General features: G+C 33.7%; 15 protein-coding genes. 12 read left to right on the forward strand and 3 right to left on the reverse strand.

All coding sequences use genetic code 11. The annotated features are described in order from the left end of the window. Nucleotide 1 precedes the first annotated feature (1 nt). The 11 genes from QZZ51_RS06675 (at nucleotide 2) to tsaB (ending at nucleotide 11087) form a co-directional block, all read left to right on the forward strand. Nucleotides 2-538, forward strand: a complete 537-nt coding sequence (locus QZZ51_RS06675; protein WP_291867660.1) for a DUF420 domain-containing protein — start codon at nucleotides 2-4, stop codon at nucleotides 536-538. A 27-nt stretch (nucleotides 539-565) separates the two neighbouring features. Next, the gene (locus tag QZZ51_RS06680) at nucleotides 566-772 is read left to right on the forward strand and encodes a hypothetical protein (RefSeq protein ID WP_291867663.1); all 207 of its coding nucleotides are present in this window, start codon (nucleotides 566-568) and stop codon (nucleotides 770-772) included. 104 nt (nucleotides 773-876) lie between these two features. After that, nucleotides 877-2121, forward strand: a complete 1245-nt coding sequence (locus QZZ51_RS06685; protein WP_291867666.1) for an ABC transporter permease — start codon at nucleotides 877-879, stop codon at nucleotides 2119-2121. 8 nt (nucleotides 2122-2129) lie between these two features. Then, nucleotides 2130-3389 (forward strand): ABC transporter permease, encoded by a 1260-nt coding sequence (locus QZZ51_RS06690; protein WP_291867668.1) that lies wholly within the window; start codon nucleotides 2130-2132, stop codon nucleotides 3387-3389. 33 nt (nucleotides 3390-3422) lie between these two features. Then, nucleotides 3423-4523, forward strand: a complete 1101-nt coding sequence (locus QZZ51_RS06695) for an efflux RND transporter periplasmic adaptor subunit (RefSeq protein WP_291867671.1) — start codon at nucleotides 3423-3425, stop codon at nucleotides 4521-4523. Nucleotides 4524-4639: 116 nt separating this feature from the next. Further along, entirely contained in the window at nucleotides 4640-5341 is a 702-nt protein-coding gene (locus QZZ51_RS06700; protein ID WP_291867673.1) for an ABC transporter ATP-binding protein, read from the forward strand. Next, nucleotides 5334-6563 (forward strand): ABC transporter permease, encoded by a 1230-nt coding sequence (locus tag QZZ51_RS06705; protein WP_291867676.1) that lies wholly within the window; start codon nucleotides 5334-5336, stop codon nucleotides 6561-6563. The genes QZZ51_RS06700 and QZZ51_RS06705 overlap by 8 nt, the downstream gene beginning before the upstream one ends. A gap of 1 nt (nucleotide 6564) precedes the next feature. Then, complete coding sequence (locus tag QZZ51_RS06710; protein WP_291867679.1) at nucleotides 6565-7827, forward strand: ABC transporter permease; 1263 nt, start codon at nucleotides 6565-6567, stop codon at nucleotides 7825-7827. 33 nt (nucleotides 7828-7860) lie between these two features. Further along, complete coding sequence (locus QZZ51_RS06715; protein ID WP_291867683.1) at nucleotides 7861-9009, forward strand: efflux RND transporter periplasmic adaptor subunit; 1149 nt, start codon at nucleotides 7861-7863, stop codon at nucleotides 9007-9009. A gap of 32 nt (nucleotides 9010-9041) precedes the next feature. Continuing rightward, on the forward strand, nucleotides 9042-10391 hold the full coding sequence (locus tag QZZ51_RS06720; RefSeq protein WP_291867686.1) for a TolC family protein: 1350 nt from the start codon (nucleotides 9042-9044) through the stop codon (nucleotides 10389-10391). An 18-nt stretch (nucleotides 10392-10409) separates the two neighbouring features. Further along, on the forward strand, nucleotides 10410-11087 hold the full coding sequence (gene tsaB / locus QZZ51_RS06725) for a tRNA (adenosine(37)-N6)-threonylcarbamoyltransferase complex dimerization subunit type 1 TsaB (protein ID WP_291867688.1): 678 nt from the start codon (nucleotides 10410-10412) through the stop codon (nucleotides 11085-11087). 43 nt (nucleotides 11088-11130) lie between these two features. Here the strand turns inward: tsaB and QZZ51_RS06730 are convergent, their stop codons facing one another. Together QZZ51_RS06730 and QZZ51_RS06735 are read right to left on the reverse strand one after the other, a co-directional pair. Further along, complete coding sequence (locus QZZ51_RS06730; protein ID WP_291867692.1) at nucleotides 11131-11331, reverse strand: dodecin family protein; 201 nt, start codon at nucleotides 11329-11331, stop codon at nucleotides 11131-11133. 67 nt (nucleotides 11332-11398) lie between these two features. Further along, nucleotides 11399-12301 carry a NifU family protein gene (locus QZZ51_RS06735; protein WP_291867695.1) on the reverse strand — a complete coding sequence of 301 codons (903 nt, stop codon included), beginning with the start codon at nucleotides 12299-12301 and terminating at the stop codon, nucleotides 11399-11401. A 123-nt stretch (nucleotides 12302-12424) separates the two neighbouring features. Here QZZ51_RS06735 and QZZ51_RS06740 point away from each other — a divergent pair, with 123 nt between their 5' ends. After that, a complete protein-coding gene (locus QZZ51_RS06740) occupies nucleotides 12425-13420 on the forward strand; it encodes a type IX secretion system membrane protein PorP/SprF (RefSeq protein ID WP_291867698.1) in 996 nt (331 codons plus the stop codon). 61 nt (nucleotides 13421-13481) lie between these two features. Here QZZ51_RS06740 and QZZ51_RS06745 read toward each other — a convergent pair whose 3' ends face one another. Then, nucleotides 13482-14660 (reverse strand): vWA domain-containing protein, encoded by a 1179-nt coding sequence (locus QZZ51_RS06745; RefSeq protein ID WP_291867700.1) that lies wholly within the window; start codon nucleotides 14658-14660, stop codon nucleotides 13482-13484. Between the last annotated feature and the right edge of the window lie 68 nt (nucleotides 14661-14728).

A 14728-nucleotide genomic window follows, 5' to 3' on the forward strand; every position in this document is an offset into this window, starting at 1 on the left:
CATGTCAGGAATTATAAAAAAAGAAAAACAGTTTAATACGTTAATTACCATTGTATCTATTATTGTGCCTGTAGTAGTTGCAATTCTTTTTGGAGTTAAATTACCAAATGTAAAGCCGTTAACTTTTTTGCCGCCTATTTATGCAAGTATTAATGGTGTAACAGCGGTACTTTTGGTTTTTGCTGTTTGGGCGATAAAAAATGGCAAACAAAAATTACATGAAAATATAATGAAAACGTGTATAGGTTTGTCTTTGCTTTTTTTGTTCCTATATATTGGGTATCATATGACATCAGAATCTACTTCCTTCGGCGGAGAGGGAGCTATTAAATATTTGTATTACTTTATATTAATAACGCATATAGTGCTTTCAATTGCAATAATTCCGTTAGTATTGCGAACGTATGCTAAGGCATATTTAGGGCAGTTTAAGGAGCATAGGAAACTAGCGAAAATAACATTCCCTATATGGTTGTATGTTGCGATTACAGGTGTGGTTGTGTATCTTATGATATCGCCTTATTATGTATATTCTTAAGGACGATTTTAAAAATGTAAAAGTATTATGAAGCGAATAATCGTTTTGTTGTTTGGGTTTATGTTATTGCCAGAAGTATCTAATGCGCAATGCGCAATGTGTAGGGCCGTACTAGAGAGTGGAGATAATACGGCAGTGGCAGAAGGGGTTAATAACGGTATTGTTTACCTTATGGCAATCCCTTATATTTTGGTTGGCGTAGTATTTTATTTTGTCTACAAAAAAATGAAATAAACTTTTTTTTAATTTACTGTAACATTTCTAAGGTTTTGTAGTCTTATGAGTATACAACACAGCGTGTTGTAATCATCAATCAATCAATCAATCAAAACCAATCTATGTTCGACATTGAAAGATGGCAAGAAATTTTTGATACTATCCGAAAAAATAAGTTACGGACATTCCTTACGGGACTTTCTGTAGCATCGGGAATTTTTATTCTCGTTATTTTATTGGGATTTGGACAAGGTATGCAAAATGGAATAGCCGCGGAATTTGAGCAAGACGCTGCTACTAGTGTTTGGGTTTGGCCAGGTGTTACAACTGTGGAATATAAAGGCCTTAACCCTGGTAGAAGAATTCAACTTACCAATGAGAATTATGAGTTTTCTTCCAACCTGTTAGAAGGCGATATTGAATATCAATCTTCACGAATATTTGTTAGAGGTGTTTCTGTAAACTACGGAAAAGAAGGCCTCTCTTATGGGGTGCAAGGAGTTTCTAGTCAATTTCAGCAAATTGAAAACGCAAAAATATCAGAAGGTCGTTTTATTAATTACCAAGATGAGATTAGCACAAATAAAGTAGCCGTAATCGGAAATAAGATAGGGAAAGATGTTTTTGGAGATTTAGAAACACCTATTGGAGCATTTATTGAGATATCTGGAATTCCTTTTAAAATCATAGGTCAGTTTAAGGAAAAAGAAGACAGAGAAGAAGAGCGTATTTATATACCAATTACAACAGCACAAAGAGTATTTAATGGAGGTAATAGAGTAAATAATTTCTCGTACACTTTGGCACCTGCAGAAAGTTTTGATGAAACGGTGGCTAATGCTATTCAGTTTAAAGAAAAGTTAAAGAAGTACTTGCAAAGTGCCCACACTATTGCTCCAGAAGATGAGAGTGCTATAGAGGTTTGGAGTGCAATGGAAGAAGCAAAGCGTTATTTTAATCTTACTAGTAGCATTAAGTTGTTTTTTTGGATTGTTGGTGTTTTTACTATTATAGCAGGTGTTGTAGGTGTTAGTAATATTATGTTAATTGTTGTAAAAGAACGGACTAGGGAAATAGGCATACGAAAAGCATTAGGGGCAAAACCATGGTCTATTATAGGAATGATTTTACATGAAGCTATTTTTGTCACCGCCCTCTCCGGATTTGCCGGATTAATATTTAGTATGGGACTTCTAGAAATTGTAGGTCCGCATATAGAGGTAGATTATATTTTAAATCCTTCTGTGAATTTTAATGTAGCTATAACCACCGTTTTTGTTTTGATTTTTGCAGGCGCTGTAGCGGGTTTTTTTCCTGCTTGGCGAGCAGCAAGTATTCATACTATTGATGCATTAAGAGACGAATAAGAGAAACTATGTTTGATAAAGATCGTTGGAAAGAAATAATTGAAGTGCTAACCAGTAATCTGTTTAGAACTATTTTAACGGCGTTTGGGGTTTTTTGGGGTATTCTTATTCTTATTATTTTGTTGGCGGCTGGTAAAGGGTTAGAGAATGGTATAAAATCCGATTTTGGTGATATAGCAACCAATACCATGTTTATGTGGACAAGGAGTACTACAAAACCATATAAAGGGTTGCCAAAAGGCAGAAATTTTCGTTTTAAATTAGAAGATGTAACATCTATTCGTGATAATTTTTCGAATCTTAGATTTGTTTCTCCAAGAAACCAACTAGGTGGATTTGGTGGGGCTAATAATGTAATTAGAGGAATAAATGCAGGAGCTTATAATGTCTATGGAGATTATCCAGAAATAATAAATCAAGATCCTATGAGTATCACTGCAGGAAGATTTATTAATCATTCCGATATTAAGGAGAAGAGGAAGATAGCCATCATAGGAGAAGGTGTAAAAACGGGTTTGTATAAAAAAGATGAAAAAGTAATAGGCTCATATATAAAAATACAAGGAGTAAGTTTCTTGGTTGTAGGCACTTATAAAAAGAAGAGTAATGGTGGGGATGGGGAAGAAGGACAAAAAGAAATCTATGTTCCTTTTACTTCTTTTTTACAAGCCTTTAATAGAGCAGATAATGTCGGTTGGATGGCTATTACTGCTAATGATGGTAGTTCTATATCCGATTTAAAAGAAGGCATAGTTGCTTTGGTAAAAGAGAAAAGGAAAGTACATCCGAAAGATAAAAGAGCAGTAGGTCATTTTGATTTGTACGAACAGTATAATAGGGTAGAAAGCTTATTTGGGGCTATGCGTTTTATCGCATACTTTGTTGGTGTTTTGGTGTTGCTTTCTGGTATTATTGGCGTAAGTAATATTATGCTCATAGTGGTTAAAGAAAGAACCAAAGAAATAGGAATTCGTAGGGCATTAGGAGAAAAGCCTTGGTCTATAAAATTACAAATATTAATGGAATCTATATTTCTTACCATAACATCAGGGATGGCAGGAATTACCGTTGGCGCCTTGTTTATTTACGGTATTAATAAGGTGTTAGAAATGAATGGCCCTGTGGACATGTTTCTAAACCCTAGTGTAAGCTTAGGTGTAGTCGTTTCGGCTTTGTTAATCCTTGTTTTCTCAGGGCTTTTGGCAGGTTTTATACCAGCTCAAAGTGCAATAAAAACAAGACCAATAGATGCAATACGGGCAGAGTAAATAATAGCAATCAGAACAAAATAAACATTAAAAATGAAAAAGTCAATTACTGTAATCATTCTATTAGTCATCGTAATAGCCTTTAGTGGTTCTATGTATTATTTGTACCAAAAGAATGCAGAAGATCCTACAGTGTATGAAACAGAATCTCCATCCAAGAAAACTATTATAAAAAAGACAATGGCAACAGGAAGCATTTTGCCATTAGAAGAGGTCTTAATAAAACCGAATATTTCAGGGGTAATTGAGGAAATCTATGTGGAAGGTGGGGATTATGTTAAATCTGGAGATTTACTATGTAAAATAAAAGTAGTCCCTAATTTAAATGCCTTGAATGATGCTAGAAATAGTATTGATGAGGCTAAAATATCTTTGGATGACCAGCAAAGAAATCATTTGAGACAGAAGGGTTTGTTTAGTAAAGGGGTTATTTCTAAAGTAGATCTAGAAAGGGCTCAAGTTTCTTATGATCAGGCAAAACAAGCTTATAATGCAGCGAATAAAAGATACGATATTGTAAAAACAGGAACCACGAGAGGTTTTGGTAATGCAGCAAATACACTTATTAGAGCAACCGTTAGTGGAATGGTTTTAGATGTTCCTGTAGAGGTAGGAAACCAAGTTATTGAAAGTAATACTTTTAATGAAGGCACTACAATTGCAGCAATTGCAGATGTGGAGAAAATGATTTTCGAAGGAAAGGTAGATGAGTCAGAAGTTGGAAAAATAAAGGAGAATTTACCTTTGGAAATTACGGTAGGAGCTATAGAGGGTGAAATTTTCGATGCAGTTTTAGATTATATAGCGCCAAAAGGAAAAGAGGAAAATGGCGCAATACAGTTCGAGATTAAAGGAACTTTAAGTAAAAAAGATACTATTTTCATTAGAGCAGGTCTAAGTGCTAATGCCTCTATAATTTTGGCTAAAGCAGATAGTGTACTTTCTTTAAAAGAAGGTTTGGTTCAGTATGATGTTAAAACAAAAAAACCATTTGTAGAAATTGCTATTGGCGACCAAGAATTTGAACGCAAAGAAATAGAATTAGGTATTAGCGACGGTATTTTTGTAGAAGTAAAATCAGGGGTTAATGAAGAGGATAAAATAAAAGTTTGGAATGAAATAAAGTCTGAATAGGAGACAGGTTAATTTTAACAAAAAATTTAGATTAAAACTTGTAACAAATAAGGAACTTACAAGTCTAATTGTCAAAACTCATCAGTTACCCATTAAAAGTTAATAACATAACCACCATGATAGAAATAAAAGACCTTCATAAATCTTATAAAATGGGTAGCAATTCGTTGCACGTATTAAAAGGAATTAATTTTTCTGTGGAAGAAGGAGAATTAGTAGCTATTATGGGCTCCTCTGGTTCTGGAAAGTCTACACTTCTTAATATTTTAGGAATGTTAGATGAGTTAGATGAAGGTTCTTATGTCTTAGATGGGGTTCCGATTAAAAATCTAAATGAGACAAAAGCAGCCAATTATAGGAATAAATTTTTAGGTTTTGTTTTTCAATCTTTCAATTTAATAAACTACAAAAGTGCTATGGAAAATGTAGCACTACCATTATATTACCAAAAAGTTGGTCGTAAAGAACGCCAAGAAAAAGCATTAAAATATTTAGAACAGGTAGGTCTTAAAGAATGGGCAACACATTTGCCTAATGAATTGTCTGGTGGGCAAAAGCAAAGAGTGGCAATAGCAAGAGCCATGGCAGCTGAGCCTAAAGTGCTTTTGGCAGATGAGCCAACTGGAGCTTTAGATAGTAAAACATCGTATGAGGTGATGGATCTTATTCAGAAAATTAACGATCAAGGGAATACCATACTAATAGTAACCCACGAACCAGATATTGCAGATATGTGTAAACGTATAGTGCACTTAAAGGATGGAGTTATTATTGAAGATAAAAAAGTAGAGCAAGTAAGAGCCGCACAGTATGTTTAGTAGGGATAACTGGAAAGAAATTTTTGAAACCATTCAAAAGAATAAATTACGGACATTCTTGTCTGGGTTTACGGTAGCTTTAGGTATTCTAATTTTTGTGGTTCTTTTTGGTTTTGGAAATGGTCTTAAGAACACTTTTTCTAAATTTTTTGAAGATGATGCCCAAAATATCATCACCCTTTTTCCAGGCCAAACATCCAAACCTTATAAAGGGTATAAATCAGGAAGGCGTATAGAGTTTGATAATTCGGACTTAGAAGATATTAAGACTAATTTTCCAATTTTCTTGGAATACATAACGCCAAGAATTTCAAGAAATGGGATGGTTAAATATAAAAATGAATCTAATAATTATTCCACAAGAGCGGTAGCACCATCACATCAGATAGCCGAGAAAACGATCATTATGGAGGGGAGATACCTTAACGTAAATGATATTAAGGGGAAAAGTAAAACCGCTGTTATTGGTCGTCTGGTACAAAAAGACTTGTTTGGTAATAAAAATCCCATCGGAGAATATATAGATATTGCAGGTAGTGCATTTAAAGTCATAGGAGTGTACCAAGATGAAGGAGGCGATGATGAAGAAAGGCGCATTTATATTCCATATACCACAAGACAGTTAATAGAGAAGAATACAGATAAAATAGATCAAATTATTGTTGCTTTTAGACCAGAACTAGGTTATGCAGGTGCCTTAGCATTGGATAAAGGAATAACAGAGTTTATAAAGAAAAAAAAATATATAGATCCAGACGATCAGAATGGTCTTTATGTAAGGAACGTAGCAGAAGGCCTTAAGCAAACACAACAAATGGCTTTTGTTTTACAAATGATTGTAGGCTTCGTGGCTATAGGAACCATTATTGCGGGTATTATAGGTATAAGTAATATTATGGTTTTTGTGGTAAAAGAGCGTACTAAAGAATTAGGTATTCGTAAAGCTTTAGGCGCAACACCAAAATCTGTGATTAGTACTATTTTATTAGAATCTGTTTTTATTACAACAGTATTTGGTTTTATAGGAATGATAATAGGAATCGCCATATTAAGTTCCATGGGAGACAAATTAAAAGATAGGTTTATAACGGATCCTTATATAGATATGCCAGTTGCAATTGGAGCTACAGTTTTATTAATTGTTTTCGGTGCACTTGCAGGTTATATACCTGCCAAACGAGCAGCAAGAATTAAACCCATTGTAGCACTAAGAGACGAATAATATGAAGTTTTTATTTGATAGTAATACATGGCAAGAGATTTTTGGTTCTATTAGTAAGAATAAGACCAGAACAATTATAACAGTTATTGGTGTCCTTTGGGGTATTTTTATATATATAGCTCTTTCTGGAGCGGCCAAAGGGTTAGATAATGGTTTTGATAAGGCTTTTAAAACCGTTGCTATGAATAGTATGTTTGTGTGGGCTCAAAGTACAAGTATGCCTAACGCTGGTTTTAAAACAGGAAGGCCTATGCAGCTTAAGTTAGGAGATGTAGAGGTTTTAGAAAATAGAATTCCTGAAATACAATATATTGCTCCGAGAATTACACAGGGAGAGTTTGGTTCGGAGCCTGTGTATACCGTAAGGGGACAAAAATCAGGTTCTTATGTTCTCAATGGAGATTTTCCTATTTACACCAAAATATCTACAAAGAAAATATTTGACGGAGGAAGGTTCATAAACCAAGAAGATATGGACCAAGCAAGAAAAGTAATTGTTATTGGCGAAAGAGTACAACAAGAGTTATTTAAAAAAGAAGAAGACCCGGTTGGTGCGTATATTCGTGTTGGTAATGTGTATTTTCAAGTAATTGGGGTGCATAAATTAGCGGAAGGAGTAAGTTTCGATTCTGATAGTGCCATGTTTATCCCGTTTTCTACCTATCGTAAATTATATAATTCTGGTGATAATGTAGGGTATTTATGTATTGCCGCATATGATGATGCAGATGTGGTACAGGTAGAAAAAGATATAAAAGCGATATTAAAAAGCACCCATAGAGTAAACCCTAAAGATGAAAGAGCATTTGGGTCTTTTAATTTAGGAGAACGTTTTGGAGAAATTATGGGCTTTGCAGACGGATTAACATTTATGTCTTTGGTAGTTGGTATAGCTACCATATTAGCAGGAGTAATTGGTATAGGGAATATACTTTTAATTTCGGTTAAGGAGCGTACCAAGGAATTAGGGGTTCGTAGGGCGCTTGGAGCAACACCTTCAGAGGTGAGAAATCAAATTATTCTAGAATCTGTTTTTTTAACCACTATAGCTGGGGTAATAGGTATAATATTAGGAGCTGGTTTTCTTAGTTTACTAAATACTTTTACGGAAGGCGGAGATTTTCCATATGCGAACCCAACAGTACCTATACCTTATATACTTGGAGCACTAGCAATCATGGTGATTTTGGGAACATTAATAGGTCTTATTCCAGCGCAAAGAGCTGTTAGCATTAGACCAATAGATGCATTAAGAGAAGAATAATAAAACCAATTATAAAATAAATACAATTTAAAAATGAACAAAATCGTAAAGTATATTCTAATAGGACTTTTAGTATTAGGTGCGCTATGGGCTGCGGTATTTTTTATAAAATCGAACAGTAAGTCGGCAATTACTTATGAAACTAGCAAACCATTTATTTCTAGTGTAGAAAAAAAGACGGTAGCTACGGGTAAGGTTGTGCCAGAAGAAGAAGTAGAGATTAAACCTCAGATTTCTGGTATTATTCAGAAAATATATTTAGAAGAAGGAGCAAAAGTTAAAGCAGGAGATTTAATTGCTGTTATAAAAGTAGTTCCTAATGAGCAGTCTTTAAACCAATCTAGAGGAAGAGTACGTAATGCGGAATTAGCATTGAATAATGTAAAGATAGAATTTGATAGAAATAAAAACCTATTTGATAAAGGAGTAATTTCTAGTCAAGATTTTAATAGCATACAATTACAATTTAACCAAGCGGAACAGGAATTGAATAATGCTAGAGCAGATTATCAAATTATTAGAGTAGGTTCTACAGGAGGTTCTACCAGTGCAAATACAAATATTAGAGCTACAGTTACGGGTACAATTTTAGAAATTCCTGTTGAGGTAGGGGACCAAGTAGTGCAAACGAATAATTTTAATGCAGGTACTACTATCGCTTTTATTGCAGATTTAACTAAAATGATTTTTGAGGGTAAGGTAGATGAAGGAGAGGTAGGAAAGCTAAAATTAGGAACGCCTTTAAAAATTAGTTTAGGAGCTGTTGAGGATGTAGAGTTAGATGCAAAATTAAAGTTTATAGCACCTAAAGGAGTGGAAGAAACCGGAGCAGTTCAGTTTAAAATTGAAGGAGATATAGAGATAAAAGACGATTTGTTTATCCGTGCGGGCTACAGTGCTAATGCATCTATTGTATTAGAGAAAAAGGATAGCATACTGGTAATTCCAGAAGCTCTATTGCAGTTTGATAAAAAAACAGATGAACCGTATGTAGAGATTTCTGTGGGAGACCAAGAGTTCGAAAGAAAAGATGTAGAAATTGGTATTTCTGATGGTGTTAATGTAGAAATTGTTTCAGGTATTACAGAAGAGGATGAAGTAAAACAATGGAATAAAACGGAGCCAATTAAAATTGGCGATGAAGACAAAGAGGAAGAAGATTCAGAAGAAAGTGAAGAGTAAGACATCAATCAATAATCAAAAAAAATCAAAAGATGAAATATAAACTAATAGCGCTATTGCTAGTTTTAGTAGTCGGAATTACATCGGCTCAAGAAAAAAAGTGGACATTAGAAGAATGCGTTACTTATGCAGTGGAGAATAACTTGTCTATTGAACAGTATGAGTTAGATTTAGAGAATACTAAAATTGAAGAATCGGATGCTTTTGGGGATTTACTTCCAAATTTAAATGGCACTAATTCTTATTCTAGCAATACAGGGTTTTCTATTAACCCTACAAATAATGCGCCTACCAATAGTACGGCCTTTAATATGAATGCTAGTATAAGTTCTAATATTACTTTATTTGATGGTTTAAGGAATATAAATAGACTAAATAGAGCAAAATTAAATGCCATTGCAGGTCAGTATCGATTAGATGATTTAAAGGATGATATTCGTTTAAGTGTTGCAAATGCTTATTTGCAGGTATTGTCTAATAAAGAGTCTTTAAAAGTAGCTAGGGCACAATATGCGGTAACAGAACAAGATTTAAAAAGGACTAAGGAATTGGTGGATTCTGGAGTTGTTCCGAAAGGGGATTTATTAGAGATAGAAGCAACTGCAGCTAACCAAGAACAACAGATTGTTAATGGGGAAAGTAGAGTGTTAATAGCTAGGATTAATTTATCACAATTACTACAAATTACAGATTACGAAAATTTTGATGTAGTAGATGAGACCTTTAATATTCCACCTTCTAATGTATTAGATAATTCTGCTAAGGATATTTTTAATAAGGCCTTGACGTATAGAAATGATATTAAATTCTCTGAATCTAATGTTACGCTTGCGGAAAAGGATTTAAAAATAGCAAAAGGAGCAATTTATCCTACCTTATCTGGGTTTGTTAATTATGGAACAAGATATTCAGATGTAACTACCTTATTAGATGGTAATAATGTTCCTTATACTCCTAGTTTTAAAGATCAGCTTTGGGTTTTTGATGGTGTCTCTTATGGCGCGCAATTGAATGTTCCTATTTTTAATGGATTTAGTACTAAGAATGGTATTAAAAGAGCTAAAATACAATTAGAAAAAAGTAGACTCCAGTATAAACAAGATAAATTAGATTTAGAATCTAATATTCAACAGGCGTATGTAGATGTAAAAACATTTAATAAAGCATACGAAGCTGCAGAAAAAACATTAGAAGCAAGGAGATTAGCTTATAACTATTCCAAGGAAAGGTTTGATGTTGGTTTAATGAATGCTTTTGATTTTAGTCAGGCGCAGTCTAGAGTAGATAATGCAGAGGCAGATGTGGTACGTACCAAATACGATTACATTTTTAGATTAAAAATATTAGAATTCTATTTTGGTATTCCTATAAGCTTAAACTAGATTATATTTGTAGCCATTATGGCAATACTTTTAAATTTAGAAACGGCAACTACCAACTGTTCGGTTAGTGTTGCTAAGGACGGCGAAATTATAGTCTTAAAAGAGCATAATTCGCCTAATTATTCTCATGCAGAACAATTACATGTATTTATAGAGGAAGCTTTGAAAGAGGCTTCCTTGTCTATTTTAGATTTAGATGCTATTGCAGTAAGCAAAGGTCCAGGGTCGTATACAGGATTACGTATTGGTGTTTCAGCAGCCAAAGGTTTGTGCTTTTCTTTAGATATTCCTTTAATATCTATTGCTACATTAGAGAGTATGGCCAATCAAGTAACTTTAGATACATCTGCGGTTGTAATTCCGGTATTAGATGCAAGAAGGATGGAAGTGTATTCAGCAGTGTTCAATACGGCATATTCCGAAATTAGAGAAACAAGAGCTGAAATTGTAGATGCTAATTCTTTTAGTGAATTTGTAGAGAAAGGTAAAGTTGTTATTGCGGGTAATGGGGCAGAAAAATGCAAAGAGATTTTAATACACCCTAATTTTGAATTCAATACCTCTGTAGTTCCTTCTGCAAAGGAAATGGCGATGCTTTCGTATAGGAAATTTGAAAATAAAGATTTTGAAGATGTGGCTTATTTTGAGCCGTATTATTTAAAAGATTTTGTTTTACAACAAAAGAAAAAAGCATAAAAAGGCACCATTAAATAGGTGCTCTTCTTATACTTTTTTAAACTTATTTTACTTCAAAAGTAAGTTTAACATTAACGCGAAATTCAGTTACCTCGCCATCTTTTACATTAGCACTTTGGTCTTGCACATATACAGAACGTATGTTTTTAACGCTTTTTGATGCATGAGAAACTGCTTTTTTTGTTGCATCTTCCCAACTTTTATCAGAATTTGCTAATACTTCAATAACTTTTAATACTGCCATAATTAGTGTTTTTATGTTTTTCCTAATTTAAGAAATAATAAGAACAATGACTAATATTATAGAAAGGTTATCCGTTTAAAGCAACCACTTCATTTACTTTGTCTCCCATCATATTTTTTAGCATAGTTTCAATACCATTTTTAAGAGTATAAGTAGAAGAAGGGCATCCGCTACAAGCTCCTTGTAAAATTACATTTACGGTTTTAGTGTCTTCGTCATAAGATTGAAAAAGAATATTACCACCATCACTAGCAACAGCAGGCTTTACATATTCTTCTAAAATATCTATTATTTGTTTAGAAGTGTCATCTAGGCTTACCGCTTTTTTTGCCTCTACAGGAGTCGCTACTTGCGTTTGTTGGGTAATAGTATCTAATACTATTTGTTTGCCATCTGTAATGAATTCTCTTATAAGTTCTCGTAAAGGCATAGTAATTTCATCCCATTCAGCAACATCATATTTAGAAACAGATACATAGTTCTCATCAATAAATACTTGTTTTACAAAAGGCAATTGAAAAAGTTCTAATGCTAAAGGAGAATCTTTAGCTTCATCTATATTTTTAAATTCAAAAGTTGTAGCAACTATTTTTCTACTTGCTACAAATTTCATGGTAGTTGGGTTCGGTGTAACTTCTGCGTAAACGGTTACTGCAACTTTTTTGTCTGTTTCTTCCTCAATAACAATAGGTTCGCCTGCATTTAAATACTCTACTAATTGCTGAGCAACTTCATCTTTAACATCATCCCATGTAACAATATCAAATTTTTCTAAGCCAATAAAGTTGCCAGAAATATAAACTGTTTTGATGAATGGTAGATAGAATAACTGCTGCGCTAAGGGTGAATTTTTAGCCTCATCAATATTCTTAAATTCGTAATTTGTATGACTGGTTAAAAGGTGGTTGGTCTCAAATTTTAATATGGTAGGGTTGCTCGTTGCAACAACCGTGATAGAGTACTCCTTCATGAATCTATAATTTTTTACAAAAATACAAAGTAATTCTTAGTTAGACCTGGGATACTATTGTTGTATTTAGACCGTTATACTTTATATTTAGAAGATATATCAATAATAAGCCCCTATTACTAGATGAAAAACCGATTTTTACTTCTATTGTCTTTCTTTGCATTAAGTTTTCAAAATTATGCTCAGGAAGGAATTCCTGTATATTTTGATTATTTATCCGATAACTATTACTTGGTTTTCCCGTCCATGGCAGGTATTGGAGAAGGTGGTAAAATAAGAGGTACTATACGAAAACAATGGTTTAATGTAGAGGAAGCTCCTAGCTTGCAAACGCTTAATGCCCACTTTAGATTGGGAGACAGTGATAGTGGAATTGGTGCTATAGTCTATAATGATGCTAATGGATACCATTCACAAACAGGTTTTAAAATGACATATGCACACCATTTAAGAATGGGGGGCGAAGATATACGTGCTTTAAATCAACTTTCATTTGGGTTAAGTGCTGGCTATTTACAAAGCCGTTTGGATGAGTCCGAATTTAGGTCTGTTATTCCTGATCCTGTTATTAATGGAGCAGATAATAGTGTGGGGTATTTTAATGTAGACTTTGGTATGTCTTATAACTTTAGAGATTTCTACGCACATGCAGCTGTTTTAAATGCATTAGGAAGTAGTAGGGATTTGTATTCTGTTACCGAGATAGATAATGTAAAGCGATATGTAGTTTCTGCGGGTCATATTTTTGGTAGAAACGAGTGGCAAATAGAGCCTTCTGTATTATTTCAACTAACAGATTATACAAAGGAAAAGACCGTAGATTTTAATGCTAAAGTGTATCGTGATGTAGACTTTGGTAGAGTATGGGGAGGTGTTTCTTATAGAAGAAGTTTCGATGGAGCACAATTTTTATCTAATGGTACTTTCGGAGAGCAGAGATTACAGCTTATTACTCCAATCGTAGGTGCAAATATTAAGAATTTTATGGTTTCCTATAATTACTCGTATCAAATGGGAGATATTCGTTTCGATAATGGTGGTTTTCATCAAATTACAGTAGGTTACGATTTTGGGCAATCGGAAAGAAAGTACGATTGTTACTGTCCTGCTGCGCAATAAAAAAAATGGGATTATCCTAGTATGTAGAATAAACCCATTACAAACATCTACCCATTAAAAATTATTCTTCCCATTTGTAGTTTTTTGTAGCAGCTTGCTTTTTAATCGCATTTAGCATCGCATTTTCTAATTCCCCTTTTGCATTTTCTTTTTGGTTTTTAGCTATATAGGAATCTCTCTTTTTGTTTAATTCTTGAATCTCTTTCTGAATTTTTATTCGATCCTCTTTCTTTTCTTTTATATAGCTTTTAATCTCTGTAGTAGATTTATCTTTTAATTCGGTAGGTAAGTCTTCCGTTTTAACTTTAGATACTTCAAATGAAACATCATCCGCAGCATCTACCAAGTCCCATTTTTTGTTGTTATACAATCTGGAACTTTTACTAACAGCACGTTTTACAGCTACCGCTTCTTCCATTTTCATTGCATTGTTGTCTTGCGTATATTGCATTTCTTGTTTGGCTTTACCTAGAGAACCATAAGATACATAGGTAGTGTTAAGTTTAGAATTCAGTTTAATAATGACATCATCATAAGGAGTGTCAATATGCACTACTTTTCTATTGTGGTCAATGGCAATATATTCGCCACCAGTAAGGGTAGCTCCATTTTTCCATTTGCTGTTTATACCTTGCTCATAGTTTCCGCAGAAAATGGTATTTACAATAACATCTTTTTCTTTGGCATTGGTAACGGCATCTTCATAGTTTAATTTTCCTTGTGTAAATGGCTCATTGCCGGCAATGAAAATTAGTTTTAGATTGTCTTTATTTGCTCCCCATTCTAATTGTTTTAGAGAGGTCTGTATAACTTCTCCACAATATTCTTCACCACCATTTGTGGTAAGAGAGAATAGTTTTTCGGATATCTCGTCTAAGTCGTCACTAAAATCTAATACTTGTTGAATGTATCCTTCTTTAGAAGAAAGATTGTCATTGCCGTATTGGTAGAGTGCAATTTGCAAGTTGGGTTTGGCTTCATTGCCGCATTTAGCATGGGTAAACTTATTTACGATATCCCATAGTTGTGCTTTCGCTTGGTTTATTAATCCGTCCATACTATTACTTGTGTCTAGTAACAAAGCAATTTTCACGGTATTGTTTTCTATGGGAGCAGGAGCCATTGCTTGTGCGTATATAATCTCTTTGTTTGTTTTTTTGTTCTTTGGTTCACAACCAAAAGTGGTAGAGCAAATAAGTGCCATTGCAATTACGCTCATAAAGGAGTTCATTTTTTTCATAAGAATCGTTTTTATATGTTTTATTTATTTTGTTTTAGTTTCGATATAGTCAGTGTTAGTAAATAGGC

Origin of the sequence: Maribacter sp., assembly GCF_016744255.1 — a bacterium.
In the GTDB taxonomy this organism is placed as follows: domain Bacteria; phylum Bacteroidota; class Bacteroidia; order Flavobacteriales; family Flavobacteriaceae; genus Maribacter_B.

Bases quoted from the DNA above. Each gene is read 5' to 3' on its own strand.
- QZZ51_RS06740 (WP_291867698.1), top strand. From the start codon at position 12,425: ATGAAAAACCGATTTTTACTTCTATTGTCTTTCTTTGCATTAAGTTTT.
- QZZ51_RS06735 (WP_291867695.1), bottom strand. From the start codon at position 12,301: ATGAAGGAGTACTCTATCACGGTTGTTGCAACGAGCAACCCTACCATA.
- QZZ51_RS06720 (WP_291867686.1), top strand. From the start codon at position 9,042: ATGAAATATAAACTAATAGCGCTATTGCTAGTTTTAGTAGTCGGAATT.
- QZZ51_RS06675 (WP_291867660.1), top strand. From the start codon at position 2: ATGTCAGGAATTATAAAAAAAGAAAAACAGTTTAATACGTTAATTACC.
- QZZ51_RS06705 (WP_291867676.1), top strand. From the start codon at position 5,334: ATGTTTAGTAGGGATAACTGGAAAGAAATTTTTGAAACCATTCAAAAG.
- QZZ51_RS06710 (WP_291867679.1), top strand. From the start codon at position 6,565: ATGAAGTTTTTATTTGATAGTAATACATGGCAAGAGATTTTTGGTTCT.
- QZZ51_RS06715 (WP_291867683.1), top strand. From the start codon at position 7,861: ATGAACAAAATCGTAAAGTATATTCTAATAGGACTTTTAGTATTAGGT.
- QZZ51_RS06680 (WP_291867663.1), top strand. From the start codon at position 566: ATGAAGCGAATAATCGTTTTGTTGTTTGGGTTTATGTTATTGCCAGAA.
- QZZ51_RS06745 (WP_291867700.1), bottom strand. From the start codon at position 14,660: ATGAAAAAAATGAACTCCTTTATGAGCGTAATTGCAATGGCACTTATT.
- QZZ51_RS06700 (WP_291867673.1), top strand. From the start codon at position 4,640: ATGATAGAAATAAAAGACCTTCATAAATCTTATAAAATGGGTAGCAAT.
- QZZ51_RS06685 (WP_291867666.1), top strand. From the start codon at position 877: ATGTTCGACATTGAAAGATGGCAAGAAATTTTTGATACTATCCGAAAA.
- QZZ51_RS06695 (WP_291867671.1), top strand. From the start codon at position 3,423: ATGAAAAAGTCAATTACTGTAATCATTCTATTAGTCATCGTAATAGCC.
- QZZ51_RS06690 (WP_291867668.1), top strand. From the start codon at position 2,130: ATGTTTGATAAAGATCGTTGGAAAGAAATAATTGAAGTGCTAACCAGT.
- tsaB (WP_291867688.1), top strand. From the start codon at position 10,410: ATGGCAATACTTTTAAATTTAGAAACGGCAACTACCAACTGTTCGGTT.
- QZZ51_RS06730 (WP_291867692.1), bottom strand. From the start codon at position 11,331: ATGGCAGTATTAAAAGTTATTGAAGTATTAGCAAATTCTGATAAAAGT.